Here is a 25531-nt window from a genome sequence, read left to right as displayed (position 1 = left end):
CCAGGAAAAGGCCCTGTTAGGGTCCTGCGGTGTCCTCCCTCCGCGAACCCCTCTTCTTCACCCGTCTGCGCGAGGCCCGGCGTGTGCTCGTCGCCGGTGCGGGCGGCGGCTTCGACGTCTACGCCGGGCTGCCCCTGGCGCTGGCTCTGCGGTCGGCCGGCAGCGAGGTCCACCTGGCGAGCCTGTCGTTCGCCGACCTGTACGGCCTCGGGCCCGACCACTGGGTGGCACCGGATGTCGCCGCGGTCCGCCCGGACACCCCGCTGCGCGGCGACTACTTCCCCGAGCGGTCGCTCGCCCGATGGCTGCGGACACAAGGCCTGCCGGAGACCGTGTACGCCTTTCCCCGCACCGGTGTCGAGCCGCTCCGCGCCGCCTACCGGGCACTGGCCGGGCACCTGGGCGAGGTGGACGCGGTGGTGCTGGTGGACGGTGGGACGGACATCCTGATGCGGGGCGACGAGCACGGGCTCGGCACGCCCGAGGAGGACATGGCGAGCCTGGCCGCCGTCGCGGGACTCGACGAGGTTCCGCACCGGCTGGTGGCCTGCCTGGGTTTCGGGGTGGACGCCTTTCACGGCGTCAACCATGCGCTGGTGCTGGAGAACCTGGCCGCCCTGGACCGCGCGGGCGGCTACCTGGGCGCGTTCTCGCTGCCTCGGGCGAGCGCCGAGGGCGCGGCCTATCTCGACGCGGTCGCCCACGCCCAGCGCTGCCACGCCAGTCACCCGAGCATCGTGAACGGGTCCGTCGCCGCCGCGGTGCGCGGTGACTTCGGCGATGTGCGGTTCACGGAACGCACCCGGAACAGCGAGCTGTTCGTCAACCCGCTGATGAGCCTGTACTTCTGCGTGGACCTGCCCGCCCTGGCCCGCGCCAACCTCTACCTCGACCGGCTGACGGACACCGTCCTGATGCGCCAGATCAGCTCGGTCATCACCGGCTTCCGCGAGGAACTGCCCCGGCAGCGGCCGCCCCGGGCGTTCCCGCACTAGCCCGGCTACGTCGCATCCACCGGGGGAACTCCCTTCAGCGGCGGGCGAGTTCCCGGACTCCGACGATTCCCAGCAGCACGGTCAGCAGGGCGAGTGCGGCCGTCTGGGCCAGGCCGCCGCCGGTGTGGAGGGCGGCACCCGGCAACCGGAGCCAGGGGTGGACGGCGGCGACGCGCGCGGCCAGCAGGAGCAGACCGAGCGCGGCGAGGGCCAGGGCGCCGCCGGGCGCGACGCTCGCCGCGCGGCGGGCCCTCCACAGCAGCCGGCCGAGGGCGGCGACGACGAAGCAGTTCGCGGGCCCCCACACCAGGTCGCCGGCGGTGGGTACGAGGACCAGGGACGCGCCCGTCACCACGCACGCCGCCATGAAGACCAGACCGGGAGTGCCGCCGGGCAGCCGGGCCGGGGGTGCGTCGCGGTGGTGGGCGGCGCACAGGGCGAGGGCGGGCAGCCAGGCGAGAAGCGCCAGCGTCACGACGAACGCCGGCTCCGTGATGACCGTCTCCCCCGTGAGCGAGCGGACCAGCGGCCACAGAGTGGGCACTGCGGCCACCAGGGCGCCGGTCCGGGCGAGGCGACGACGGTCGTACAGGAGGGCGAAATAGGCGACCGTCCAGCCGAGCGGCAGGATCCACTGGGCGACGGCGACCGTCGCGTCGAGAGGCCCGTGGCCGGTGAAATCCGCGAGGAAAAGCCGTCGCTCCGCACCGCCTCGGGTGAACGACCAGGTCAGCCGCAGGACCGGTTCGACGACCGCGGAGGCCGCCAGGAACAGCACGGCGGCCAGCGCGAAGAGCCGGGCGCCCGATCCGAGCAGGACGTAGCGGCGGGGCGCCCCGGCGGCGCCGAGGCGGCTGCGCACGGCCAGGGCGGCGATGCTCGCCACCTCGCCGAGTGTGGGCCGGCTCTGGTCCTGGGTGTCGCGGTCGAGGTCCTCCAGGTACGTCTCGACCATCTCCTCCTCCCGTTCCCGCCGGTAGTAGGCGGGGAGCAGGCGCAGGACGGTGCGGTAGCGGGCCTCCAGCAGCGTGGTCATGCGCAGCCTCCCGCGAGTCCGGGTGCGGTGCGGGGTTCGAGCCCGGCGTGGCGGGCGGGGGCGCCGGCGCGGCGGCCCTCGGCGATGCGCCGCTTGGCCGCCCCGGCACCGGCGGCCATCCGCTCGGCCTCCGCGTCCAGGGCCGCCACTCCGTCGTCGGTGAGCCGGTAGTAGCGGCGCAGCCGGCCCTGCTGGACCTCTTCCCGGTCCAGCACGATCAGGCCGTCCGCGGTGAGCCGGTCCAGCACTCCGTACAGCGTGCCGACCCGCAACTGCACGTCTCCGTCGGACAGTTCCGCTATCTCGCGCAGGATGCCGTAGCCGTGCCGAGGCTGGTCCGCGAGCGCCGTGAGGACGAAGAACGCCGCCCGGGTCATGCTCTTCGCTGTCATGCGGCCAGGATATATCGCCTGCCGATATATATCGAGCGATGCACCGAGTGCCATGAGAACGGGGCCCGCCCCTAAGCGGATGGGCGGGCGGACCCCGTTCGGCGGACCATTGTGGGGGTCGTACGAGGGCGTGACCACGTGTGAACGGCGGCCGCCCGAGGCGTGTGCCGCGCGCCCCGGGTGTAGGGCGCGCGTCCCGTGCGCGGGGCGTCCGGCCCCCGCCACGCGCCGCCTGCCCGCCCCCGACGACGTCGTACTTCGGCGAGCGGTGATACTGGGAGGCGCACCCGCCCCCATCAGCAGATTGGCTCATGTCGAACTCCACCGCCGACCGCCCCACCGTCCCGCAGACCCTCTGGGCGGCCCGTGGCCGCCACACCGGTCCCGACCCCGAGGAGGTCGTCCGCCGCACCCTGCGCCGGCACAAGGAGAGCGGTGACATCGACGACTTCGCCGAACCTCCCGTGCCCGAGGAATCGGCCCGGCGGGTGTTCGAGGCGCGCTGGCGGGTCGCCGGCACGGTGACCGTCCGGGCCCGGCTCACGCTCGTCGCGGAAGAGGGCCGGCGGCAGGGGCGCGAGTGGCGGCTCGTCGCGGAGGCGGAACGCCCGTGGGACGAGGCATGGCCCTCGCCGGCGACGCTGTTCTGGCCCGAGGGCGCGGCCGGCGACGACGGCTCCTGGGACCACCACGCCACGGTGACCGGGCTGCGCCTGCGGCAGGTCAACGCGCTGCCCGCGGACGACAAGGAGATGCGGCGCAGGCTGCGGGAGGCGGCGCGCGAGGCGTGGTGCCTCAACGTCGTCGTGCACGAGGCGATGACCCCGGACGAGCAGGGCAGGCTGCCGCTGACCCGGCTGCTGCCGCCCGGTCTCAGGCACCGGGTGGTGGAGCACCGGGCCGCGCCGCACCAGTTCCGCGCCGTCAACTGGGCGCTGAAGGACCTCGGCGTCGAGGTGCCGCGCGGCGGCGCGGTGCTGCTGCCCCCGGACCCGGCTCCGGAGGGCTACGACAGCCGTGAGCACACCGTCCGCAGCGTCTTCCTCGACGGTGCCGAGCCCGCCGAACTCTTCGCGGCCCTGCGGCACTTCGCCGCCCTGACCCGGCCGTTGCCGCGGGAGATGGGGGAGGCGCTGACCGACTTGCGGGAGAACTGGACCCTGTTGACCCTCCAGGAGGAGCTGGAGCGTGAGCGGCGGCTGGTCGCCCGGTACGCGGAGGCGCTGGAGGCGATGACCCGGTCCCGTGACCTGTACAAGGAGGCGGCCGAGCAGGCCCTGGAGGCGCTCGCCGCCTACCGTGACGTCCCCGCCCCCACCCTTCCGCCGCAGCGGCCCACGTCCGGGACACGGGGGGCCCTGCAGCAGCTGACCCGGACGTTCGAGCGGCTGAGGTTCACGGCCAAGGGCCGGCGGCAGTCGGCGCCCGCCCCGCAGGACCCGGCGCCGGACTCGGCGAACAGCGCACCGGACGCGTCGGCGACGCCCGAGCCCACGGCGGAGAGCGGCGGCGTGGAGAGAGCCGACGGCACGGAGCGGTCGTCGTAGGCGGCACAGTGGGAGCGGGACGCCGCCGTAACCGTCACAGTGGATCCGGAAAGTCGTCGTAGCCGTCCTGTCGGAGCCCGGAGGGAGCCGGATGGATACCACCACCCTGCTGGTGATCGGCGCCGTCGTCGCGGCGGTGCTGCTCGCCGTCGCCGTCGGCCTGCTGGTACGGCTGGTGCGCGCCCGGCGCACGCTGCGGCGGGCCGGGCTGCCGACGGGCCCGCGCTGGGTGTTCTGGGGCGCGGTGGCCTATCTGCTGCTCCCCGCCGACCTGCTGCCCGACCCCGTCTACCTGGACGACATCGCCGTCCTGCTGCTCGCGCTGCGCAGCCTGCGCGCCGCCCGGCCGCTGCCGCCCGGTCCGGCCGAGCGCTGAACGGCCGCCGCAGGCCCGATCATGGGGTGATGCGGACCGAGTTCACCGGCATACCCGGTACCCCGACGGCTCCGGAGGTGGCCGTGGTGGTCGATGTCATGCGGGCGTTCACCGTGGCCGCCTGGGCGTTCCGGCGCGGCGCCGAGCGGATCGTCTTCGCCGGCACGCAGCGGGAGGCCCTGAAGCTGAAGGCCCGTCACCCGGGCTGGCTCGCCTTCCAGGACGGCGAGCCGGTGCCCGGGTTCGACCTGGCCAACTCGCCCGCGCGACTGCGTTCGCTGGACGTGCGGGGCCGTACGGTCGTGCAGAAGACCACCGCCGGTACGGCCGGGGCGCTCGCCGTGGCGGACGCCGGGCTGCTGCTGTGCGCGAGCTTCGTGGTGGCCGGCGCGACCGCCGAGGTGCTGCGCCGGGCCCGGCCGGAGACGGTGACCTTCGTGGTCACCGGGGACGGCGGCCGGGCCGAGGAGGATCTCGCCTGCGCCGAGTACATCGCGGACCGCGTCCGGTCGGCCCACGCGGACCCCGCTGCCTACCTCGAACGGGCCCGGCGCTCCGACGCCGCCGGACGGCTCGCCGACGGCGCGCGGCGCGGCTGGACCGGGGTCCATCGCGAGGACGTGGCGATGTGCCTGGAGGCGGACGCCTTCCCGTTCGCCATGGTGGCCGACCGGCTGGACGGTCATCTGGTGCTGCGCCCGGTGCCCGCCGCGCGCCCGGAGCCGGGCCGTGCGGGACCGGCACGACCGGCCGGCTGAGCCGGTCCGTGTCCTCTCGGCGGGCATGGCCGGCGGCCGGTGAGCGGCCGCGCGGCGAGCGGCTTTCCGTCGGCCTCCCTGTTTCCCGCGCGTAGCAGGTGCGTCGCACCGTCCTCCGGGCGCATTCTTGCTGTGTCATCCACCCGAGGGCGCACGGGACGAGGTAGGGGCGATGACTGGGAGCGGTGGCGAGCAGGCGGTCCGTACGCGGGCCCGGCTGGCCGCGCTGCTGGCCGACACCGCGACCGGCGCGCTCGGGGCGGCCGGCGGCCGGGTGGCGGCCGTGTACCTGCGCTCCGGCACCCCGGGCCAGCTGCGCCTCGCGGCGCTCGCGGGGCTGCCCGGACCGCTGTTCCGGCCCTGGTGGCGACTGCACGTCGGCCGCCCCCTCCCCGTCGCCGACGCCTACCGCCTCGGCGTACCCGTGGTGCTGGCGAACGCCGCCGAGACGGTGCGCCGGTATCCGCAGTTCGCGGCGAGCCTGCCGTTCCCGTTCGGGTCGGTGCACGTGCCGGTGCCGGGCGGGAGCGAACCACTGGGGGTGCTCACGGTGCTGCGCCCTGCGGTGACGGACACCGCGGACGAACTGCTGGACCGGGAGCTGCTCGCCAGGCTCGCCGAGGGCCTCGGCGCCGAGCTGCTCGGGCTCGCCGACGGCGACGCGGCCGCGGTGGTCTGGGACGGTGAGCCACTGTGCGTACGGCCGCCCGCGAGCCGGCCCGCGCAGACCGTCGTGGCGCGGTTCCACTGGGATCCCGCCACCGGCGCGGTGCGCGCGGACGACCGGCTGCATGCCCTTCTCGGGCTGTCACCCGGCGACTTCGAGGGGAAGGACACGGCGCTCGCGGTCGCGCTGGCCCCGCACGACGCGCACCTCGTCCTGACCGCGCTGCGCGACGCCGCGGCCGGGAAGCCGCCCGCCGCGCCGCTGAACCTGCGGGCGGGGGACGGCACGTCGCGGCTGCTGGACGTGTGGCCGGCCACCGAAGGCGGGGCCGGGGAGCAGGTGGGCGGAGTGGTGGTCGCGCCGGGGCCCGCCGAGTCCGCGGACGGCGCGGCCGACCTGCTCCCGCAGGGGGTGTTCTGCCTGGACCGGCTGGGACTGATCGTGTACGTCAACGAGGCGGCGGCCCGGCTGGCCGGCCGGGACCGGGAGTGGCTGCTCGGGCGCTCGCTGTGGGAGGCGATGCCGTGGCTGGCCGGTGCGCCGTACGACGACCATCTGCGCGGCGCGCTGCTGTCCCCGGGTCCGGTGCACTTCCATGTGCGCCGCCCGGCCGGGGAATCCGGCGAGCCCGCTGCGGGCGACTGGCTCGCCGTGTCGGTGCATCGCAGCGAGGACCTGCTGAGCTGCACGATCGTCCCGGCCAGCCGGATGGATCCGCCGGCCGGGCCGGCCGTCGAGGAGCACGTCCTGGAGGACACGGTGACGGTCGGCGGCTCGATGGCGCCGCTGTACCGGCCGATCGCCCTGGCCATCGCGCTGACGGACGCGGTGACCGCCCGGCAGGTGTCGGCGGTGGTGGTGCGGGAGCTCCTGCCCGCGTTCGGCGGGGGGTGCCTCGCCATCTATCTGCTCCAGGAACGGCATTTCTATCTCGCCTGGGAGACGGGCTTCCCGCACGGGTTCCTCGATCCGTTCGAGGGGATCGGCCTGGACGCGCACCTGCCGGGCGTGGAGTGCCTGACCACGGGCCGGCCGCTGTTCTTCGAGTCGATGCAGCAGATGCTGGCCGCCTACCCGGGCATCCCGCTCGACGCCGACGAGGGCGCCCGGGCCTTCCTGCCGCTGATCGCCTCCGGACGGCCGGTTGGCTCCTGCATCCTCGGCTTCGACCGCTCGCGCGGCTTCAGCGCCGAGGAGCGCACGGTTCTCACCGCGCTCGCCGGGCTGATCGCGCACGCCATGGAGCGGGCGCAGCGCTATGACAGCGAGGCGGCCCTCGCCCGCGGCCTGCAGCAGGCGCTGCTGCCCCGCCGGCTGTCGACGCATCCGCAGGTGGAGACCGCGGGCCGGTATCTGCCGGGCACGCAGGGCATGGACGTGGGCGGTGACTGGTACGACGTGGTCGAGGCGGGTGACGGGCTGGCGCTGGTGATCGGTGATGTGCAGGGGCACGGGGTACAGGCGGCGGCCACGATGGGGCAGCTGCGCAGCGCCGTACGGGCGTTCGCGCTGGGCGACCGGCCGCCCGACGAGGTGCTGTGCGGTACCAACCACCTGCTGATCGACCTCGATCCCGGTCAGTTCGCCAGCTGCTGCTATCTGCGGCTGGAGCCCGCGACGGGCCGTGCCCGGATCGCCCGGGCGGGACATCCGCCGCCGCTGCTGCGCTCCGCCGACGGGCGGACCCGGCTGCTGGACGTTCCGGGCGGTGTCGTCCTCGGGGTGGATCCGTACGCCTGGTACCCGGTGGCCGAGCTGGTGCTGGAGCCGGACGCGATCCTCGCGCTGTACACGGACGGGCTGGTGGAGCGGCCGGGGACGGACATCGACGAAGGCATCGACGCGCTGCGGCTGGCGCTCGCCCGGGCGGGTGCCGCCGCAGGGCGCCGGGGCGGACGGTCGCTGGCCGGGCTCGCCGACCGGCTCACGGCCACCGCCCGGCATGCCACCGACCGCCCCGACGACGTCGCGCTGCTGCTGGCCGCCCGCCGTTCGGTCCCCGTGCGCCTCCGGTGAGCGGACACCGCCCCCCCTCCGAACGGCGGCACCACCTCGGGTGACGCTCTCGCCGGACCGGGCCGGGCAGTGTAGACATGGGCACATGGTGCGACTGCCCGGCCGGAACGCGACCCGGCCGCCCCGACGTTCCGGGCTGCCGCGCGCATCGAAGGTCCCGGGGACGCAGGGCTCGGGCGGGAACGGCGGCGGGCGCGGGGCGCTGCGGTCGGCGGTGACCGGGCGCAGCGTCGCCGGACAGGTGTTCGTCCTCCAGGTGGTGATCGTGCTGCTGCTGGTCGTCGCGGCCGTGGTGGCACAGGTGCTCCAGGTGCGGCGCGACAGCGACATGGCGGCACAGAACCGTTCCCTCGCCGTCGCCCAGTCGTTCGCGAACGCGCCGGGCACGGCGGCCGCGCTGCGCGCCCCGGACCCCACGGCCATCCTCCAGCCGAAGGCCGAGGCCACGCGCAAGGCGACCGGCGTGGACTTCGTCGTCGTGATGAACACCGACGGCATCCGCTACACGCACCCCAAACCCGACCGCATCGGCAAGAAGTTCGTCGGCACGATCGCCCCCGCGCAGGCCGGCGGCACGGTCGTCGAGCACGTCAACGGCACCATAGGCCCGCTGGTGCAGGTGGTGGTCCCCGTGAAGGACACGGCCGGCAAGGTGGTGGGCCTGGTGTCGGCGGGCGTCACCACCGCGCACGTGGGCGGCGCCGCCCAGGAGCAGCTGCCCCTGCTGCTCGCCGCGGCGGCGGTGGCGCTCGCGCTGGCCACCGGGGGCACGGCCCTGGTCAGCAGACGGCTGCTGCGCCAGACGCACGGCCTGGGGCCGTACGAGATGACCCGGATGTACGAGCACCACGACGCGGTGCTGCACGCGGTCCGGGAGGGTGTGCTGATCGTCGGCGACGACGGCCGGCTGGTGCTCGCCAACGACGAGGCGCACCGGCTGCTGGACCTGCCCGAGGACGCCGAGCGGCGCAGCGTGCTGGAGCTGGGCCTGGACGACGAGACGGCGGCGCTGCTGGCCTCCGGCCGGGTGGCCACGGACGAGGTGCATCTGGTCAAGGACCGGCTGCTGGCGATCAACCAGCGGCCCACCGATGTGCGCGGCGGCCCGGCCGGCAGTGTCACCACGCTGCGCGACTCCACCGAGCTGCGCGCGCTGTCCGGCCGGGCGGAGGTGGCGCGCGAGCGGCTGAACATGCTGTACGACGCCGGGGTGGGCATCGGCACCAGCCTGGACGTGACCCGTACCGCCGAGGAGCTGGCCGAGCTGGCGGTGCCCCGGTTCGCGGACTTCGTGACCGTGGACCTGTTCGACGCGGTGCTGCACGGCGAGGAGCCCAAGCCGGGCACCGCGCTGCGCCGCGCCGCCTGTGCCGGCATCCGCAAGGACTCGCCGTTGTATCCGGTCGGCGAGCGGATCCGGTTCGTGGCCACCTCGCCGCAGGCGCGCAGCCTGACCACCGCGCAATCGGTCCTGGAGCCCGTGCTGCGTGACGCGCCCGGCTGGCGCGCGCAGGACCCGGAGCGCACCGGCCGGGTCCTGGCGTACGGCATCCACTCGCTGATCACGGTGCCGCTCCGGGCGGGCAACCTGGTGCTGGGCGTGGCGAACTTCTGGCGTTCGGAGAAGCCGCAGCCGTTCGACTCCGAGGAGCTGGCGCTCGCCGAGGAGCTGGTCGCGCGGGCGGCGGTGTCCATCGACAACGCCCGCCGGTACACCCGCGAGCACAGCATGGCGGTCACACTGCAGCGCAGTCTGCTGCCGCGCTCGCTGCCGGAGCAGGACACGCTGGACATCGCCTACCGCTATCTGCCGGCGCAGGCCGGAGTGGGCGGCGACTGGTTCGACGTGCTGCCGCTGTCCGGTGCCCGGGTGGCGCTGGTGGTGGGGGACGTGGTGGGGCACGGGCTGCACGCGGCGGCCACGATGGGCCGGCTGCGCACGGCGGTGCACAACTTCTCCGCGCTGGATCTGCCGCCCGACGAACTCCTCGGTCTGCTGGACGAGCTGGTGGGCCGGATCGACCAGGACGAGACGGCCGCGGACGGCTCCGCGGCGATCGCGGGCGCGACCTGTCTGTACGCGGTGTACGACCCGGTCTCGCGGCACTGCAGCATCGCAAGGGCCGGCCATCCGCCGCCCGCGCTGGCGCACCCCGACGGCCGGGTGGAGTTCCCGGAGGTGCCGGCCGGGCCACCGCTGGGTCTTGGCGGGCTGCCGTTCGAGGCGACCGAGCTGGAGCTGGCCGAGGGCAGCCGGCTGGTGCTGTACACCGACGGGCTGGTGGAGGACCGCGAGCGGGACATCGACGTCGGTCTGGAGCTGCTGAGCGACGCCCTGCGCGGCACGCCGGACGGCTCGCCGGAGGAGACCTGCCGTGCCGTGCTGGACCGGCTGCCGCCCCAGCCGAGCGACGACGTGGCGCTGATCGTCGCCCTGACCCGGGTGCTGGGCGCCGACCGGGTCGCCGAGTGGCCGGTGCCGTCCGACCCGGCGGCGGTGTCCGAGGTGCGGTCGGCCGTGACCCGGCGGCTCGCCGAGTGGGGCCTGGAGGAGCTGGACTTCACCACGGAGCTGATCCTGAGCGAGCTGGTCACCAACGCCATCCGCTACGGGCGCGGCCCGATCCGGGTACGGCTGCTGCGCGACCGCACGCTGATCTGCGAGGTGTCCGACTGCAGCACGACCTCGCCGCATCTGCGGTACGCGGCGGCCACCGACGAGGGCGGCCGGGGTCTGTTCCTGGTCGCGCAGCTCGCCGAGCGCTGGGGCACCCGCTACACCCCGGACGGCAAGATCATCTGGGCGGAGCAGCCGCTGCCGTAGACCTCCGCGGGAATTGTGTTGAGGACACGTCATTCGGCGGGTGATGATCTCCGGCATGTTCTCACGCAGGAATCGCCGCCCGAAGTCCCCCGATCTGCTCAAGGCCTGGGAGTGCCTGGACTCGGGGGATGTGCCCGGTGCGCTGCGGCAGTTGCGGGCGGCCGGTGAGGAGCAGCCGCTCGCCGAGGTGGCCCTGGTGGTGCGGCGGGCCGCGGCAGCGGCGGGCTTCGACGACCTCGCGAAGGCGGCCGCGGCTCTCGCCGCCGACCCCGGCCGCCCGAGGGCGCTCTTCGACTTCGGGTACGCGTGCGTCGAACGCGGCGTGTCCCACCTGGCGATCCCGGCGCTCCGCGAGGCGCTGGGCCGCAGCGACGGTTCGCTTGTCGTCCTGCGGGAGCTGGTGTCGGCGTACGAGGACGAAGGCCGGCACCGTGATGCGGTCACCGAACTCGCCCGGTACGAAGGGGTGTTCAAGGACTGGCCGGACCGCTATCTGCTGGTGTTCAACGCCGTGCTGGCGGGCGACCTGGAGCTGGCCCGGCGCCAGCACGCGCTGCTGGCCGACCCCGAGGACGCGCAGTGGCAGCCGGCGCGGGACCGGCAGAACCGGGTGCTGGAGCGCGCGGCCGACGCCGAGCGGGTGTCCTCGCTCGGCCTGACCGATCTGCGCGGCTGGCAGTACGTGACCGCCGGCACGGTCCTCGGGACCCTGTCGCCGTACGGTTTCGACGCGGGCATGAACGGCCGCTACGCCTGGCTGCAGGACACTCCCGACACCTGTCTGCGCGGGCTGCTGCGGCTGCGCACCCTGCTGGAGGCGGCCGGGGTGCGGCCCCGGTCGGTGTCACTGCTGCCCGACCGGGACTCACGGATCCTCGGCCTCGCCGCGGCCGAGGTGCTGGACCTGCCGGCCGAGCCGTTCGCGCCCGGACGGACGGACACCGTGGTCGTCGCCTACGACCTCGACGGCCTGGCGGCGCACGACGACGGCCCGGAGATCGTCGGACAGCTCTTCGAGCGCGTGCCCGGGCAGGTGCTGCACGCGCACGCGAGCTGCTGGACGGACCCGCCCGCGATCACCGCGGACAGCGTGGGCCTGCTGCACCAGTCGGTGGTGCCGCCCTGGGGCGAGCAGCTGCGTCAGGGCGCGGGCGGTGGCGTCGAGCGGGGCCCCGCGGACGACCGCCCGGAGGCGGAGATCGCCGCCGAGGTGACGGCCGCCGACCCCGGCGCCGATCCGGGGGACGGCGAGGGCCCGGCGGACGACGACGCGCCGTTCGCCGCGTTCGCCGGTGCCGTCAGGGGCACCTGGCTGCGCGGCGACCGGGCACGCGTACCGTCCGCCGGGCCCGTCCCGAGTTCCCGCTTCGCCTGAGCGGAGGAGGCGATCAGGCGCTCAGCCGCTCGCGGAGCAGCTGCTTGCCCATCTCGGCGCCCTTGCGACTGTCGGACTGAGCCTTGTGGAACAGGTCCATGAGCTCGCGGTCGTTGTCGCGTTCGGCGTCCTGGATATAGGTCTCCAGGCGCAAGGCGTTGTCCAGGCACGCTTCCACGTACCAGATGAGGTCGTAGTTCCTGTCGCGGGTACCGGTGATGCCACCTGTCTCACTGGAGCTGGTCATACGGGGTCTCCTCCTTCTTTCGACCCTGCGTCGTTCTCCTTTCGGAGACTCCCGGGTACCCGTACGACCTGCGGACACACCGCCCCCATGGTCAGCCCAGGGCGCGGTCGAGGTTGAACGCGGCGCTGATCAGGGACAGGTGGGTGAACGCCTGCGGAAAGTTCCCCTGTTGTTCGCCGGTACGGCCGATCTCCTCCGCGTACAGCCCGAGGTGGTTGGCGTAGGTGAGCATCTTCTCGAAGGCCAGCCGGGCCTCGTCGAGCCGGCCTGCCCGCACCAGCGCCTCCACGTACCAGAAGGAACAGATGGAGAAGGTGCCCTCGTCGCCGCGCAGTCCGTCGGGGCTGGCCTGCGGGTCGTAGCGGTAGACGAGGGAGTCGGAGACCAGGTCCTCGGTGAGGGCGTCCAGGGTGGACAGCCACTTGGGGTCGGTGGGGGCGATGAACTTGGCGAGCGGCATCATCAGCAGCGAGGCGTCCAGCACGTCGCCGCCCTCGTACTGCACGAAGGCGCAGCGCCGTTCCGACCAGCCGCGGTCCATGATCCGCCGGTAGATGGCGTCGCGGGCCTGCCGCCAGCGCCGGTGATCGGCGGGCAGTCCGCGCCGGTTGGCGAGGCGGATGGCCCGCTCGATCGCGACCCAGCACATCAGCCGCGAGTACAGGAAGTTCTTGCGGCCGCCACGGGTCTCCCACACGCCCTCGTCGGGCTGGTCCCAGTGGGTGCAGACCCAGTCGACCAGATGGGACACGTCGTCCCACTGGTGGCTGGAGATCGGCTGCGCCCACTTGTCGTACAGGTAGATCGAGTCGATCAGGGCGCCGTAGATGTCCAGCTGGAGCTGGCCGGCGGCGCCGTTGCCGACCCGGACCGGGGCGGAGCCCAGATGGCCCTCCAGGTGTGGCAGCTCGCGCTCGGGCAGGTCGGTGCGGCCGTCGATGCCGTACATGATCTGCAGCGGCGCGACCTCGGCGCCCTCGCAGGGGCTGACGTGCGTGGTCAGGAAGCGCATGAACGCCTCGGCCTCCCCGGCGAAACCGAGCCGCAGCAGCGCGTACACGGCGAAGGCGGCGTCCCGCACCCACACATACCGGTAGTCCCAGTTCCGCTCGCCGCCGAGCTGCTCGGGCAGGCTGGTGGTGGGGGCGGCGACGATGGCGCCGGTGGGCGCGTAGGTGAGCAGTTTCAGGGTCAGGGCGGAGCGGTGCACCATCTCGCGCCAGCGGCCCCGGTAGCGGGACTGGTGCAGCCAGCGCCGCCAGTAGTCGACGGTGGCGTTGAACTGGTGCTCGGCCTCGGCGTGGGCGCAGCCGCGGGGGGCCACCGCCTCGCCGGCCTGGTCGAGGGCGAACACCGCCGACTCGCCCTCGCCGAGCTTGAAGTCGGCGCGCGCGTCCCGGTCGTCGCACTCCAGGTCGACCGTGGAGATCAGCGCCAGGGACCCCTCGGTGGACTCGAAGACGACGGTGCCGCCCATGGTGCGCAGGGTGTGCGGGGCCCCGCCGTAGTCGAACCGCGGGGCGACCAGCGCCCGGAAGGGCACGGTGCCGCGGACGCAGACCACGCGCCGGATCAGCCGGTGCCGGCCTGCCTCTCCCGTGCCGAACGCGCTGTCGGAGGTGACCGGCATGAAGTCCTGCACCTCGCCGACGCCGTCGTCGGTGAAGAACCGGGTGATCAGTACGTTGGTGTCGGGGAAATAGAACTGCTTGGTGCGCGCGGGTACGGCGGCGGCCAGCTCGAAGCAGCCGCCGCGCTCGGCGTCGAGGATGGCCGCGAAGACGCTGGGGGAGTCGAAGGACGGAGTGCAGTACCAGTCGATCGTGCCGTTCGTGCCGACCAGGGCCACGCTGCGCAGGTCGCCGATGAGTCCGTGGTCGGCGATGGGCAGATAGCGGGAACTGGGGCGGACGTCCTCGGGAAACGGGGTCTCGGCCATCTGCGGCCTCCCGGTGAGCGGTGCGAGATGTCTTCAGCTTAGGAGGGAGTGCTCTCCGGTGGCGCGGGAAGGCGCTGCGGGGAATGGTGAGAGTGTGCCCCGTTCGGCGGCACCGGCACGGATGCGGTCATCCGGACCGAGGAGGAGGCATCATGTCGACGATGACACCCGACGAGTCCCGGTCGTCCGACGACCACTGCACCCCGGACGCCCTGCTCCACTCCGCACCCCCCAGGGATGTCACCCCGGAGGATCTGGTGATGGCGGCGGGCAGGGACGTCACACCGAAGAACCTCGACTGGGCACGCCGCAAGATGGAGAAGGAGGGCCCGACAGCCATCGAGAGGCTGATGCCGTAGGGCGGTCCGGGGACGACAAGGGCTCCTTTTCAACGGGGGCGGAACAGCCGGCTCGCAGGGGCGCGGGGCCGTATGCGATATGCGGCTCCGCCGCGGGGCGCGATCGACCACGCACGACCGCGCCCCGCAGCACCACGCAAGCCCCTACGGCGAGTGGGCGTCGGCCACGCACAGCACGCTCAGCCAGTGCACGGTGTTGTTGGCGAAGCCGCCGCGGTTCCAGCGCTGCTCGAGGGGCTGGGTGCCGCCGACGGCATCGGTCGCCCGAGCGCCCACCGCGTACTCGCCGGGCACCGCGTCCCAGTCGTGGTGCCAGGCCCGCCACGCCCAGCGCTGCCCGTCCACGACCGGGTCGAGAACGGCACGCGCCCAGTGGGCGCCACCGTCCGTGCTGACCTCCACGGAGGAAACGGGCGCCTGCCCGGACCAGGCACGGCCGAACAGCCTCACCGGCCCTGGCCGCACCACCCGCGTGCGGGACATGAAGTCGGGAAAGCCGGGCGGCACGACCAGCGCGCGCGGCGCGATCCGGGTGACCGGTTCGCCCTCCTCGTCGGCGCTGCGCCGGATCCGGTAGGCGACCGAGTGCTGGAAGCCCGTGAACGGTACGTCGCTGACGGTGACCGAGCGCAGCCACTTCACGTGCGCCATGCCGTACCAGCCGGGCACGACCAGCCGGAGCGGCCGGCCGTGCTGCGGGGGCAGCGGCGCGCCGTTCATCCCGGTGGCGACCAGCACCGCCGGATCGTCGCCGGCCGCGACGGCCAGGGGCAGGGCGCGCTGGTAGTCCTGCTCGACGCCCCGCTCGACCCCGTGATCGGCGCCGGTGAAGACGACGTCGGCGGCCGCCGGGTCCGCGCCCGCCTCGGCGAGCAGCAGCCCGAGCGGCACTCCGGTCCAGTCGGCGGTGCCGACCGCCTCCACCAGCCAGGGCTGGCTGACCGGCCGGGGGGTGAGCAGGGCCCGGCCGTTGCCCGCGCACTCCAGGGTCACCCGGGTGGTGACCTGCGGGAACGACAGCAGGTCGGCGAGGGACAGGTCGAGCGGGGTGCGCACCCGGCCGTCGACGGTCAGCCGCCACGCACCGACGTCCGGCACGTACGGGATGTCGTAGTGCGTGAGGACGTAGTGCAGTCCGGGCGGGGTGACGTCGTGCCGCAGCGCCTCCAGGGGCAGACCGTGGTTACGGGTGGCGAGCGCGAGTTCGTCGGCGCCGATCCCCTCGCCGGGACCGGCCAGCCGGGCCGCGGAGCTCACATCGCCGGATCGCTGGCCCATGGCGTCATTGTCCTCCCGGGGCTCCGGCACGGCGAGGAGAGCGGACGCCGACGGAAACTCCCGCGCCGTTCAAGGGATTTCGGCGGCGGCGATCCCTTCCGGAGCGGGCCGGTGGACTGACAGACTCCCGAGGGTGCCCGACTTCGACTTCGACATGCTCGTCATCGGATCCGGACCCGGCGGTCAGAAGGCCGCCATCGCCGCGGCCAAGCTGGGCCGCCGGGTCGCCGTCGTCGACCGCCCCGACATGCTCGGCGGGGTCTCCCTGCACACCGGAACCATCCCTTCCAAGACGCTGCGCGAGGCGGTGCTGTACCTGACCGGACTCTCCCAGCGCGATCTGTACGGGCAGAGCTACCGGCTGAAGGACGACATCACCGTCGCCGATCTGACCGCGCGCACCCGGCACGTGGTCGGCCGCGAGGTGGACGTCGTGCGCAACCAGCTCTCCCGCAACCAGGTGACCGTGTACTCCGGCACGGCCCGCTTCGCCGACCCGCACACGGTCGCGCTGTCCGAGGTCTCCGGCCGGGAACGGCGCCTGAGCGCCGGGCACATCGTGATCGCCACCGGCACCCGGCCGGCCCGCCCGGACACGGTCGAGTTCGACGGGCGGACGATCATGGACTCCGACAACGTGCTGTCGCTGGAGCGGGTGCCCCGGTCCATGGTGATCGTGGGTGCCGGCGTGATCGGCATGGAATACGCCTCCATGTTCGCCGCGCTGGGCAGCAAGGTGACGGTGGTGGAGAAGCGTCCCGGGATGCTGGACCTGTGCGACGTGGAGATCGTGGAGTCGCTCAAGTACCACCTGCGGGACCTGGCCGTCACCTTCCGGTTCGGCGAGACCGTGGCCGCCGTCGAACGCCATCCGAGGGGCACGCTGACCGTGCTGGAGAGCGGCAAGAGGATACCCGCGGACACGGTGATGTACTCGGCGGGCCGGCAGGGCCTCACCGACGAACTCGACCTGGACAAGGCGGGGTTGGCGGCGGACGCGCGGGGCCGGATCAAGGTGGACGAGAACTACCGCACCGAGGTGCCGCACATCTACGCGGTCGGTGACGTCATCGGTTTCCCGGCGCTCGCGGCGACCTCGATGGAGCAGGGCCGGGCCGCGGCGTACCACGCGTGCGGGGAGCCGGTGGGGCGGATGCACCATCTGCAGCCGATCGGGATCTACACGATCCCGGAGATCAGCTTCGTGGGGCGGACCGAGGACCAGCTGACCGAGGACCTGGTGCCGTTCGAGGTGGGCGTGGCCCGGTACCGGGAGCTGGCCCGCGGGCAGATCATCGGGGACTCGCACGGCATGCTGAAGCTGCTGGTCTCGCCCGCGGACCGGACGCTGCTCGGGGTGCACTGCTTCGGCTCCGGCGCGACGGAGCTGATTCACATCGGGCAGTCGGTGATGGGCTGCGGGGGAACGGTGGACTACCTGGTCGACGCGGTGTTCAACTATCCGACACTGGCCGAGTCGTACAAGGTCGCCGCCCTGGACGCGACGAATCGGCTCCGCCAGGTGGACCGGCTGGGGTAGCGCCGTCAGGGTGCCGATTCGTTGCCGGGTGCGGGGTCGCGGGCGGCTGCTCATGCGGTCCCCGCACCCCAGGGGCTGGACCGGCCCCGTCCGCCCAGCGGCTCAGGTCTCCTCGTCCACCACGTGAACGGCCGCTTCCTCGGCGCCCGCCGCTCCTCCGTCGATGCCCACGTCCCGCGCGACCTCCTCCTTCACGGTGTCCGCGTGCGCGCCCTCGTCCGGGGCGACCAGGCGGCCCGCCCGGGCCTCGCCGGCCTCGGGGTCGACCGGCTCGCCCTCGCCGCCGGGCAGGTCGCCGATGCCGTCGCCCGGTGGTGCGGTCACGTCCGGGACCTCCTGGCCGAGGCGTTCGTCCAGGGTCTCCCCCGCGTGCTGCTCGGCCGCGGTGGTGCCCTGCTTGGTGACGGCAAGGGGGCGTTCCGGCGGGGAGTAGCCCTCGTCGAGTACGTCGTCGTAGGTGCGCTCGTCGACCGCGTCCTGGAGGTCCAGGGGACCGGCGTCCTCCTGTTCCTCGTTGGTTCCGGTGGGCTGGTAGACGTCGTCCGCCATCGGGGTCTGCTCGGACTGCTGGTCGCTCATGGTCGCCTCCCTCTGGACTCGCGGGCGGTCCCGGTCCGCGTTTCCCGGAAGCGCGGTGCTAACCCCGCCCGCGCGCGGACGGACCAGCGGTGCGATCATGCGGGTCTCGATCGGCGGAGAGGAAGGGCACGGCGGTGGTGCTGCGTGGCGTACTGTCGGTGATCATCGGCATCGCCTTGCTCATGGTGGCCTTCGACTACCGCGGTGTCTCGGTAAGGGTGTGGGACTGGGCGGAGGTCTTGTTCACCGACCGTTACCGGACGTGGCGGACGCCGTGGAGGAGCCTCGGGTCGATGCGGCTCCAGCTGGGCTGCGTGGGAGCCGTGCTTCTCCTGCTGGCGCTGGGGTCCCTGCTGTCGTACTGACCCGGCGAGGCCGGGGTCAGGACCCCGGCTGCTCCGCCGTGGCCAGGCCTTCCGTCCACTTCTCCTCGATGCGGCCCGCCTTCCACACCAGCAGGGCGATCGCCCAGGTGGCGAAGAACAGGCCGACGATGACGAAGCCGACGGTGTTGAGGTCGAGGCCGGAGATCCAGTCCCAGAAGGCACCGTGCAGGTCGAGCCGGTCGGCGAGCAGGCCGAGGAGTTCGACGGTGCCGATGACGAGGGCGACGGCGACGGACAGGCCGGTGATGGTGAGGTTGTAGTAGACCTTGCGGACCGGCTTGGAGAACGCCCACTCGTAGGCGAAGTTCATGAACGAGCCGTCGATGGTGTCCAGCAGCGACATGCCGGCCGCGAAGAGGACGGGCAGGCAGAGGATCGCGTACCAGGGCAGGCCGGAGGCGGCGCCCGAGCCGGCGAGGACCAGCAGGGCGATCTCCGTCGCGGTGTCGAAGCCCAGGCCGAACAGCAGGCCCAGCGGGTACATCTGCCACGGCTTGGTGATCGAGCCGGTGACCCGGCCCAGCAGGCGGTTCATGAAGCCGCGGTTGTTCAGCTGCGTCTCCAGCGCGGCCTCGTCGTAGGCGCCGGACCGCATCTGCCGGAAGACCTTCCAGATGCCGGCCAGGATGACGAGGTTGATGCCGGCGATGAGGTAGAGGAAGGTGCCGGAGACCGTCGTGCCGATCAGGCCGGTCACCTCGTGCAGGTGCGAGTCGTCGTCGCGGACCGGTCCGGCGAGGGTCTTCATGCCGAGCGAGAGCAGCAGGGAGAGGCCGAAGACGATGCTGGAGTGCCCGAGGGAGAACCAGAAGCCGACCGACAGCGGGCGCTGGCCCTCGCCCATGAGCTTGCGGGTGGTGTTGTCGATCGCCGCGATGTGGTCGGCGTCGAAGGCGTGCCGCATGCCGAGGGTGTAGGCGGTGACGCCGATGCCGATGCCGAAGGACTCCTTGCCGACGCTGAAGTGCTGTGGGGCGATGATCCCCACCAGGGTGCCCCAGCCGACGATGTGCAGGGCCAGCACGAAGGCGGCCATCGAACCGACCCTGATCCACTCCTGCCGCGTCATGGAGCCGCGGACACGCCGCCAGGCCGAGCGCTGGGCGTCGGCCTGGGCGGGGAGGGACGGGGCGGAACCAGGGGCGGCCGTCATCGGGTGGGTCATCCTTCCGTGGTGCGGGTACGACTGCGCAGCGCAGCCTGGTGCCATCATCCCGTACTTGCAAATAATGTGCAGTAGATGGCCGGTAAAGGCGGCGGCAGGCCTTTCCCATGAGGAGGGAAAGGCCTGCCGCCGCCTGTCGGGGTCCGCCGGGTTCGGTCAGGCGGAGAGCATGCCCCGGCCCAGCCAGTCCGCGCCGTCCCGGACGCCGGGCAGGGCGAAGAAGTAGCCGCCGCCCGTCGGGGAGATGTAGTCGACCAGGGGCTCGTCGATCAGCCGGGTCTGCACCGCCTCGAACTGGCGCTTGACGTCCTGGTTGTAGCAGCAGAAGACCAGGCCCATGTCGAGGTTGCCGACGTTGTCCACGCCGCGGTCGTAGTTGTAGCCGCGGCGCAGGATGCGGGAGCTGTCGGTCTCGGCCTTGCGCGGGTTGGCGAGGCGGATGTGGGCGTCGAGCGGGATCGCGGTGCCGTGCGGGTCCTTGGCGTAGTTGGGGATGTCGGTCTCCTTGGCGCCGTCGAGCGGGGCGCCGGTGTCCTTACGGCGGCCGAACATCTTCTCCTGCTCGGTGAGCGAGACCCGGTCCCAGAACTCGACCAGCATCCGGATGATCCGGATGACCTGGTAGCTGCCGCCCTTGGTCCAGGCCGGCTCGCCCTGGCCGTCGCCGACCCAGATCAGCTTGTCCGTCTCGCGCGCGGAGGTGACGTCCGGGTTGGCGATGCCGTCCTTGAAGCCGAGCAGGTTGCGCTGGGCGCCGGTGGGGCGCGGGGCGTTCTGGAAGCCGTCGATGCGCCACTTGATCTGCATGCCGCCGCGAGTGTGCCGGGCGATGTCGCGCAGGGCGTGCAGCACCGTGTCCTGGCTCTGGGCGCAGATCTGCAGGGACAGGTCGCCGTGGCACTCGGCCGCGTTCAGGTTGTCGTTGGGGAAGGTCCGCATCGGGGTCAGCCGGGCCGGCTTGGCCTTGGCGAGGCCGTAGCGGTCGTCGAAGAGGGAGGCGCCGACGCCGACGGTGACGGTGAGGCCGTCGGCGGGGACCTCGGGGCCGAGGATGCCGTTGTCGGAGGGCGGCGCACCGACGCCCAGGTCGGTGGGGGCACCCCCGGAGGTGAGGAAGCGCGCCCGCTCGGTGATGGTCCTCAGCAGCTCGGTCAGGCCCTTGCGGTCGTCGGCGATGACGTCGAGGGAGACGAAGGTGGCGGCGGCCGGTGCCGGGGTGGCGATGCCGGCCTGGTGGGCGCCGTGGAAGGGGACCTTGGCGGTGCCGTCGGGGTTCGCCGACCGGGCCTGCGCGGTGCCGCCGCTCTCGCCGAGGGCGAAGCCGCCGCCGGCCAGGACCGCTCCTGCGGCACCGGCGCCCAGCGCGGTCCGCACGAAGGAGCGGCGGGCGGGGCCGACGGGGCAGGCCGACGGTTCGGCAGTGGACATCGCAGGGTTCCCTTCGGGGCGCGGGTGCGGTTGCGGGTGCCCGGACGTCATCGGGCAGGCTTCGGACATCAGGCGGACTTCCGGATCTCGAGCAGGTCCGGGATCGGGGCGAGGTCCTCCAGCAGCTGGCCGGTGGCGCCGTTGAGGTGCTGCCGGTCGGTGGTGGCGAGCCGGTCGACGGGGGTCCAGTGGGTGCCGTCGTGGGCGGCGTCCAGGAGTTTCTGCACGCGGGCGATGTCCGCCTCGACCGTCGGGAGCAGCTTCGGCGCGCGGCTGGTGAGCAGCGGCTTGAGGACGGTGAGCAGCTCACGGGTGCCGGCGAGGTTGGCGTCGGCGGTGGCGAGGCCCGTGCCGCTGCCCTCGTCGGTGTCGCCGGTCAGCTCGAACTGGAGGGTGTTCTCCAGGATCTCGTGCGCGCGCAGCGGCAGGTCGCCCGGGTCGAACTCCTGGGACGGGAAGGCCTTGCGCAGGCCCACCGCGTCCGTGGCGAGCTGCCGGGCGGGGGCGGTCAGGTCCTTGGCGGACTGTCCGTGCCACAGGCCGTACTCGAGGCGGAGGAAGCCGGTGAAGTCCTTGTCCCGCTCGCCGTCCGGCAGTCCGTCGGCCCGGCCGTCGATCTTCTGGTCGTAGTCCTCGAAGGTGCCGTAGGCGGCGCCGAGGGAGGCGTAGGTGCGGTGCGCGGTGAGCCAGTCGGTGCGGGCCTTGTCCAGGTGGCCGTGCTCGATGTCGTCGTCGAGGGTGCGGGTCTGGGTGACGAGAGTGTCCAGCCCCTGCTCGACGTACGTCTTGTAGGCCTTCAGGGGGGCGGCGAGATCCCGTTCGGAGACGGGGACGACCGGCTTGGCCGCGCCGCCGCCGCTCACGGTGACGGCCTTGGAGGTGACGGCCTTGCCGCCGGTGGGGACGCAGCGCCAGGCGTAGGTGCCGCCGGCGACGGTGGCGACGAGGTCGCGGGTGGTGCCGGGGGCGAGGCCCTCGATCTCGCCGTAGACCGCGCTGGTCGACGGGTCGATCAGGTACACCTCGGACGTCTTGCTGCCGGTGTTCTGCATCTGGAAGGTCTGCCGGCCCGGCTTGGGCGCGGTGAAGCCCTTGCCGCACTCGGTCTCGGAGACGGCGACGGTCTGGTCCCCGGCGGGCTTGGGCCGGGAGAGGGCGACGACGAACCCCGCGATCACGGCGGGTACGGCGACCACGGCGGCCGGCACCACCCAGACCGGCCGGCGCCGCGCGGGCCGCTCGGCCTTCGGCTCCCGCTCGGGGCGTCCCTCCGCCGGCTTGGGGCCCGTGGCCCGCACTCCGCGCACGAACAGGGTCATCACGACGGCCAGGTAGGCGACGTAGGCCACCACCTGGAGCCAGGTCATGGTCGGGGTGAGGTTGAGGACGCCCTGGACCAGGGTGCTGTACCAGGAGCCGGCGTCGACGCTGCCCGCGAGGTCGACCGCGTAGGCGGTCTTGCCGGGCAGGACGCCGCCCTCCTGGAGGTCGCGCAGGCCGTAGCCGAGGACACCGGCGGCGATGACGATCAGCACGGCGCCGGTGGCGGTGAAGAACTTCGTCAGGTTGATCTTCAGCACGCGCCGGTACAGGCCCCAGCACAGGCCCGCCGCGATCACGAGGCCGATGCCCGCGCCGGTCAGCGGTCCGGCCGACTCGCCGGCCGCCCGCGCGGTGGTCCACAGGAACAGGGCGGTCTCCAGGCCCTCACGGCCGACCGCGAGGAAGGAGGTGAGGACGAGCACACCGGAGCCCATGGCGAGGGCGCCGGTCACCTTCTCCTTCAGCTCGCCGGAGAGGCCGCGGGCCGAGCGGCGCATCCAGAAGACCATGGCGGTGACGAACGCGACCGCGATCACGCTGAGGGTGCCGCCGAAGGCCTCCTGGGCGGTCTGCGGCATGGACGCGGCGGTGAAGGTGAGCACCGCGCCGAAACTCATCGCCACGGCGACGGCGGCCAGCACGCCGGTCCACACCTGGGGCAGCCGCGAGCGCGCCTCGGCCCGCACCAGGGTGGCGACCAGGATGGAGACGATGAGTCCGGCTTCGAGTCCCTCCCTGAGTCCGATCAGGAAACTCGGAAACGCGTCGTCCCACATGCCCTGCTGCCCTCCCGGTTAGTTAGTGAAGGCATGCCTTACCTTCGCGGACCATCATGACTACGCCCATGTAGTCGACCGGTCACGAAGTGGCAATGGGCAGGCAAAGTCCGGGAACGTTCACCACTCTCCGTTCGTCTACAGGTCGGTAGACCGTCTACAAATGTGTAGTCGGATCTTGTCGAAGCAAGTCGAAGGAAAGGGCGTACGGCGATGGCCACTCCCCCACACCTGGCGTCGCAGCTCGCGGTCAACGTGCTCGACGCCCACTCGCTGCTCGCCGCCTTCGGCGTGCTCGGCGTCGGCGTGGTGCTCTTCGCGGAGACGGGCCTGCTGATCGGGTTCTTCCTGCCGGGAGACTCCCTGCTGTTCACGGCCGGGCTGCTGTGCACGGGCAAGTCCGACAGCGGGGTGCACCTCTCGCTCGGGCCGCTGCTCGTCGCGGCGGCCGTCGGCGCGCTGGCCGGCGCGCAGTGCGGGTTCCTGCTCGGCCGGAAGGCGGGCGGCGCGCTGCTGGCCCGCAGCCGGTCGGCGAAGCTGCGCGAGGGCGCGCAGCGTGCCGAGGAACTCCTGGAGCGGTACGGACACGCGAAGGCGATCGTGCTGGCCCGCTTCATCCCGGTGGTGCGCACGGTGCTGAACCCGCTCGCCGGCGCGCTCGAGGTCCCGGCCCGGACCTTCACCCTGTGGCAGGTGACGGGCGGACTCGTGTGGAGCCTCGGCGTCACGCTCGCCGGATACGCGCTGGGCTCCTCGATTCCGAACATCGACAGGTACCTGCTGCCGGTGATCGCGCTGATCGTCGTCGTGTCCCTCCTCCCGCTCGCGGCCGAGGTGCTGCGCTCCCGCAGGGCGGCCAGGGAGACCCGCTGATGACGTCCGCTCGGTCCGGCTCCTCGATCGACGGGCCGCTCTACCTGGACGTGGTGGACCTCGCCCACCGCTCCCCCGGCTGGCTGGACGGCACCATCGCCGTGTGGTCGGCGTACGGGCTGGCGGTGTTCGCGCTGCTCATGGTGGTGGGCTGGTGGCGGGCCCGCCGGGGCGGGGCGGACGCGGCCATGACGGCGCTGAGCGTGCCGGTGGCGGTGGTGGTGGCGTTCGCCGTGAACAGCGCCGTGAAGCCGGTGGTCGCCGAGGACCGGCCGTGCCGCGGCCTGGCCTTCCGTACGCTGGAGGCGTGTCCGGCGCGGGGGGACTGGGCGTTCCCGAGCAATCACACCGCCGTCGCCTTCGCCGCGGCGGTCGCCCTGTTCTTCGTGTCCCGCCGGCTGGGCGCCGTCGCCTCGGTGTGCGCGCTCGCCATGGCGGCCTCCCGGGTGTGGGTCGGGGTGCACTATCCGCACGACGTCGTCGCGGGGGCGGCGCTCGGCGGGCTGGCCGGCTTCCTGGCCATGATCGTCCTGCGCCGCCTGCCGGCCCGGCTCGCCGGACGGCTGTCGGAGACCTGGCTGCGCCCGCTGCTGGTGGCGGGGACCGTATGAAGCCCGGGAAGCTCGCGGAGCCGGCGGGCACGGTGGCCCTGGGCGCCTGGATGGCGTTCGCGGTGCTGGCCGCCGTCGTGGTGAGCGACCAGGGCGGCCCGCTCGACCCGGACCGGGGTCTGCTGTCCTGGTCCCTCGGGCACCGTCCGCCGGTGGCGGTGGCGGTGGCCCGCGGCCTGACCGCCACGGGCACGGGTGTCGTGCCGTACGTCCTGGTGGTCCTGGCCGGGCTGATCGCGGGCCGCACCGGGCGGCAGCGGCTGGTGGCCGTGCCGCTCGCCGTGGTCTGCCTGGGCGCGGGCCAGGCCGTGCGGTACGGCGTGATGGAGCTGGTCGCCAGGGCCCGGCCGCCGCAGTACGACTGGCAGACCCAGGCCTCCGGCTGGTCGTTCCCCTCCGGTCACACCACCACGGCCGCGCTGACGGCGGGCCTGCTGATCACGGCCCTGTGCCTGCGCGCCCCGCGCGGCAGAACCGTGCTGTGTCTGCTGGTCGCGTGCTGGGGGGCGGGGGTCGGGCTGACCCGCGTCTTCCTGGGCGTGCACTGGTTCACCGACGTGGTCGGCGGCTGGCTGCTCGCCGTCGGCTGGCTCGCCCTCTTCGTCTGCGCGGCGGCCCGGTGGCTGCCCGGGCGCCACGTCCTGCCTGCCCCGGAGCCGGGCACACCCCACCCGAACAACGCGGCCGACGGGCCGGTGGAGAGACATGCGCCCCAGGATTCTCATCGTCGAGGACGATCACGCCCTGCGTGACGTGCTGCGCCGTGGTCTGCAGGACGAGGATTTCGACACGGTCTGCGCCGGCGACGGCGCCACCGCCCTGCGGCTGGCGACACCGGACGTGTCCGCCGTCGTGCTGGACGTCGGCCTGCCGGACGCCGACGGCCGGGACGTCTGCCAGGCGATGCGGGCGAACGGCTTCCTCGCCTGGCCGAGGTCCATCCGCTCGGCGACGAGGTCGCGTGCGCGACGGCCCGGCGCGGTGGTGCCACCGCCGGCCGGCGTGGTCGTAGAGGTCTGTGAGGTCATGGCACCGACAGTG

Annotated in this window: 22 protein-coding genes and 1 pseudogene; 14 read left to right on the top strand and 9 right to left on the bottom strand. The window is 73.2% G+C overall.

The annotated features are described in order from the left end of the window. Positions 1-29: 29 nt before the first annotated feature. Positions 30-995, top strand: a complete 966-nt coding sequence (locus tag ACQPXS_RS42445) for a DUF1152 domain-containing protein (RefSeq protein ID WP_433454817.1) — start codon at positions 30-32, stop codon at positions 993-995. Positions 996-1029: 34 nt separating this feature from the next. Here the strand turns inward: ACQPXS_RS42445 and ACQPXS_RS42440 are convergent, their stop codons facing one another. Further along, a complete protein-coding gene (locus ACQPXS_RS42440) occupies positions 1030-2031 on the bottom strand; it encodes a hypothetical protein (RefSeq protein ID WP_433454816.1) in 1002 nt (333 codons plus the stop codon). Continuing rightward, on the bottom strand, positions 2028-2408 hold the full coding sequence (locus ACQPXS_RS42435) for a PadR family transcriptional regulator (protein ID WP_433456197.1): 381 nt from the start codon (positions 2406-2408) through the stop codon (positions 2028-2030). The genes ACQPXS_RS42440 and ACQPXS_RS42435 overlap by 4 nt, the downstream gene beginning before the upstream one ends. A 326-nt stretch (positions 2409-2734) precedes the next feature. Between ACQPXS_RS42435 and ACQPXS_RS42430 the strand changes: the two genes are divergently transcribed. From ACQPXS_RS42430 to ACQPXS_RS42405, 6 genes are all read left to right on the top strand, one after another. Continuing rightward, on the top strand, positions 2735-3970 hold the full coding sequence (locus ACQPXS_RS42430; protein ID WP_433454815.1) for a hypothetical protein: 1236 nt from the start codon (positions 2735-2737) through the stop codon (positions 3968-3970). A 91-nt stretch (positions 3971-4061) separates the two neighbouring features. After that, positions 4062-4346, top strand: coding sequence for a DUF1232 domain-containing protein (locus tag ACQPXS_RS42425; protein WP_433454814.1), 285 nt, complete (start codon positions 4062-4064; stop codon positions 4344-4346). Between the two features lie 29 nt (positions 4347-4375). After that, a complete protein-coding gene (locus tag ACQPXS_RS42420; protein ID WP_433454813.1) occupies positions 4376-5104 on the top strand; it encodes a 2-phosphosulfolactate phosphatase in 729 nt (242 codons plus the stop codon). 172 nt (positions 5105-5276) lie between these two features. Next, positions 5277-7787 (top strand): SpoIIE family protein phosphatase, encoded by a 2511-nt coding sequence (locus ACQPXS_RS42415; RefSeq protein ID WP_433454812.1) that lies wholly within the window; start codon positions 5277-5279, stop codon positions 7785-7787. Between the two features lie 85 nt (positions 7788-7872). Then, positions 7873-10611, top strand: coding sequence for a SpoIIE family protein phosphatase (locus tag ACQPXS_RS42410; RefSeq protein WP_433454811.1), 2739 nt, complete (start codon positions 7873-7875; stop codon positions 10609-10611). Between the two features lie 55 nt (positions 10612-10666). Next, positions 10667-11986 (top strand): hypothetical protein, encoded by a 1320-nt coding sequence (locus ACQPXS_RS42405; protein ID WP_433454810.1) that lies wholly within the window; start codon positions 10667-10669, stop codon positions 11984-11986. Positions 11987-11999: 13 nt separating this feature from the next. Here the strand turns inward: ACQPXS_RS42405 and ACQPXS_RS42400 are convergent, their stop codons facing one another. Both ACQPXS_RS42400 and ACQPXS_RS42395 read right to left on the bottom strand, forming a co-directional pair. Then, a complete protein-coding gene (locus ACQPXS_RS42400) occupies positions 12000-12233 on the bottom strand; it encodes a hypothetical protein (RefSeq protein ID WP_356311738.1) in 234 nt (77 codons plus the stop codon). 91 nt (positions 12234-12324) lie between these two features. Next, positions 12325-14172 carry a glycoside hydrolase family 15 protein gene (locus tag ACQPXS_RS42395; protein ID WP_433454809.1) on the bottom strand — a complete coding sequence of 616 codons (1848 nt, stop codon included), beginning with the start codon at positions 14170-14172 and terminating at the stop codon, positions 12325-12327. 152 nt (positions 14173-14324) lie between these two features. On the opposite strand from ACQPXS_RS42395, the gene ACQPXS_RS42390 reads away from it, so the two are divergent. Continuing rightward, the gene (locus tag ACQPXS_RS42390; protein ID WP_356311736.1) at positions 14325-14531 is read left to right on the top strand and encodes a hypothetical protein; all 207 of its coding nucleotides are present in this window, start codon (positions 14325-14327) and stop codon (positions 14529-14531) included. 144 nt (positions 14532-14675) lie between these two features. Here the strand turns inward: ACQPXS_RS42390 and ACQPXS_RS42385 are convergent, their stop codons facing one another. Then, the gene (locus ACQPXS_RS42385; protein WP_433454808.1) at positions 14676-15809 is read right to left on the bottom strand and encodes a molybdopterin-dependent oxidoreductase; all 1134 of its coding nucleotides are present in this window, start codon (positions 15807-15809) and stop codon (positions 14676-14678) included. Positions 15810-15963: 154 nt separating this feature from the next. On the opposite strand from ACQPXS_RS42385, the gene sthA reads away from it, so the two are divergent. Next, positions 15964-17349, top strand: coding sequence for a Si-specific NAD(P)(+) transhydrogenase (gene sthA, locus ACQPXS_RS42380; RefSeq protein ID WP_433456195.1), 1386 nt, complete (start codon positions 15964-15966; stop codon positions 17347-17349). 102 nt (positions 17350-17451) lie between these two features. On the opposite strand, the gene ACQPXS_RS42375 is transcribed toward sthA, so the two are convergent. Further along, a complete protein-coding gene (locus tag ACQPXS_RS42375) occupies positions 17452-17928 on the bottom strand; it encodes a DUF5709 domain-containing protein (RefSeq protein WP_433454807.1) in 477 nt (158 codons plus the stop codon). A gap of 134 nt (positions 17929-18062) precedes the next feature. Here ACQPXS_RS42375 and ACQPXS_RS42370 point away from each other — a divergent pair, with 134 nt between their 5' ends. Next, entirely contained in the window at positions 18063-18293 is a 231-nt protein-coding gene (locus ACQPXS_RS42370; protein WP_433454806.1) for a hypothetical protein, read from the top strand. A gap of 16 nt (positions 18294-18309) precedes the next feature. Here ACQPXS_RS42370 and ACQPXS_RS42365 read toward each other — a convergent pair whose 3' ends face one another. The 3 genes from ACQPXS_RS42365 to efeU all read right to left on the bottom strand — a co-directional run bounded on the left by ACQPXS_RS42365 (position 18310) and on the right by efeU (position 23006). Further along, positions 18310-19467 carry a HoxN/HupN/NixA family nickel/cobalt transporter gene (locus tag ACQPXS_RS42365; protein WP_356311729.1) on the bottom strand — a complete coding sequence of 386 codons (1158 nt, stop codon included), beginning with the start codon at positions 19465-19467 and terminating at the stop codon, positions 18310-18312. A gap of 168 nt (positions 19468-19635) precedes the next feature. Further along, positions 19636-20907: an iron uptake transporter deferrochelatase/peroxidase subunit gene (gene efeB / locus ACQPXS_RS42360; protein WP_433454805.1), complete on the bottom strand. Its 1272-nt coding sequence runs from the start codon at positions 20905-20907 to the stop codon at positions 19636-19638. Between the two features lie 68 nt (positions 20908-20975). After that, the gene (efeU, locus tag ACQPXS_RS42355) at positions 20976-23006 is read right to left on the bottom strand and encodes an iron uptake transporter permease EfeU (RefSeq protein WP_433454804.1); all 2031 of its coding nucleotides are present in this window, start codon (positions 23004-23006) and stop codon (positions 20976-20978) included. A gap of 213 nt (positions 23007-23219) precedes the next feature. Here efeU and ACQPXS_RS42350 point away from each other — a divergent pair, with 213 nt between their 5' ends. The 4 genes and pseudogenes from ACQPXS_RS42350 to ACQPXS_RS42335 all read left to right on the top strand — a co-directional run. Further along, the gene (locus ACQPXS_RS42350) at positions 23220-23879 is read left to right on the top strand and encodes a DedA family protein (RefSeq protein ID WP_365331222.1); all 660 of its coding nucleotides are present in this window, start codon (positions 23220-23222) and stop codon (positions 23877-23879) included. Next, positions 23879-24490, top strand: a complete 612-nt coding sequence (locus ACQPXS_RS42345; RefSeq protein ID WP_433454803.1) for a phosphatase PAP2 family protein — start codon at positions 23879-23881, stop codon at positions 24488-24490. Before ACQPXS_RS42350 ends, ACQPXS_RS42345 begins: the two co-directional genes overlap by 1 nt. Beyond that, positions 24487-25242, top strand: coding sequence for a phosphatase PAP2 family protein (locus ACQPXS_RS42340; RefSeq protein WP_433454802.1), 756 nt, complete (start codon positions 24487-24489; stop codon positions 25240-25242). The genes ACQPXS_RS42345 and ACQPXS_RS42340 overlap by 4 nt, the downstream gene beginning before the upstream one ends. Continuing rightward, positions 25196-25417: pseudogene (locus tag ACQPXS_RS42335) on the top strand (response regulator transcription factor); the annotation flags it as partial. The gene ACQPXS_RS42340 and the pseudogene ACQPXS_RS42335, both read left to right, overlap by 47 nt. Positions 25418-25531 lie beyond the last annotated feature (114 nt).

It is taken from the genome of Streptomyces sp. CA-142005, assembly GCF_050942335.1.
Lineage (GTDB): Bacteria > Actinomycetota > Actinomycetes > Streptomycetales > Streptomycetaceae > Streptomyces.
The sequence above is the reverse complement of the archived record's forward strand: the minus strand, read 5'-3'. Positions and strand labels throughout refer to the sequence as shown.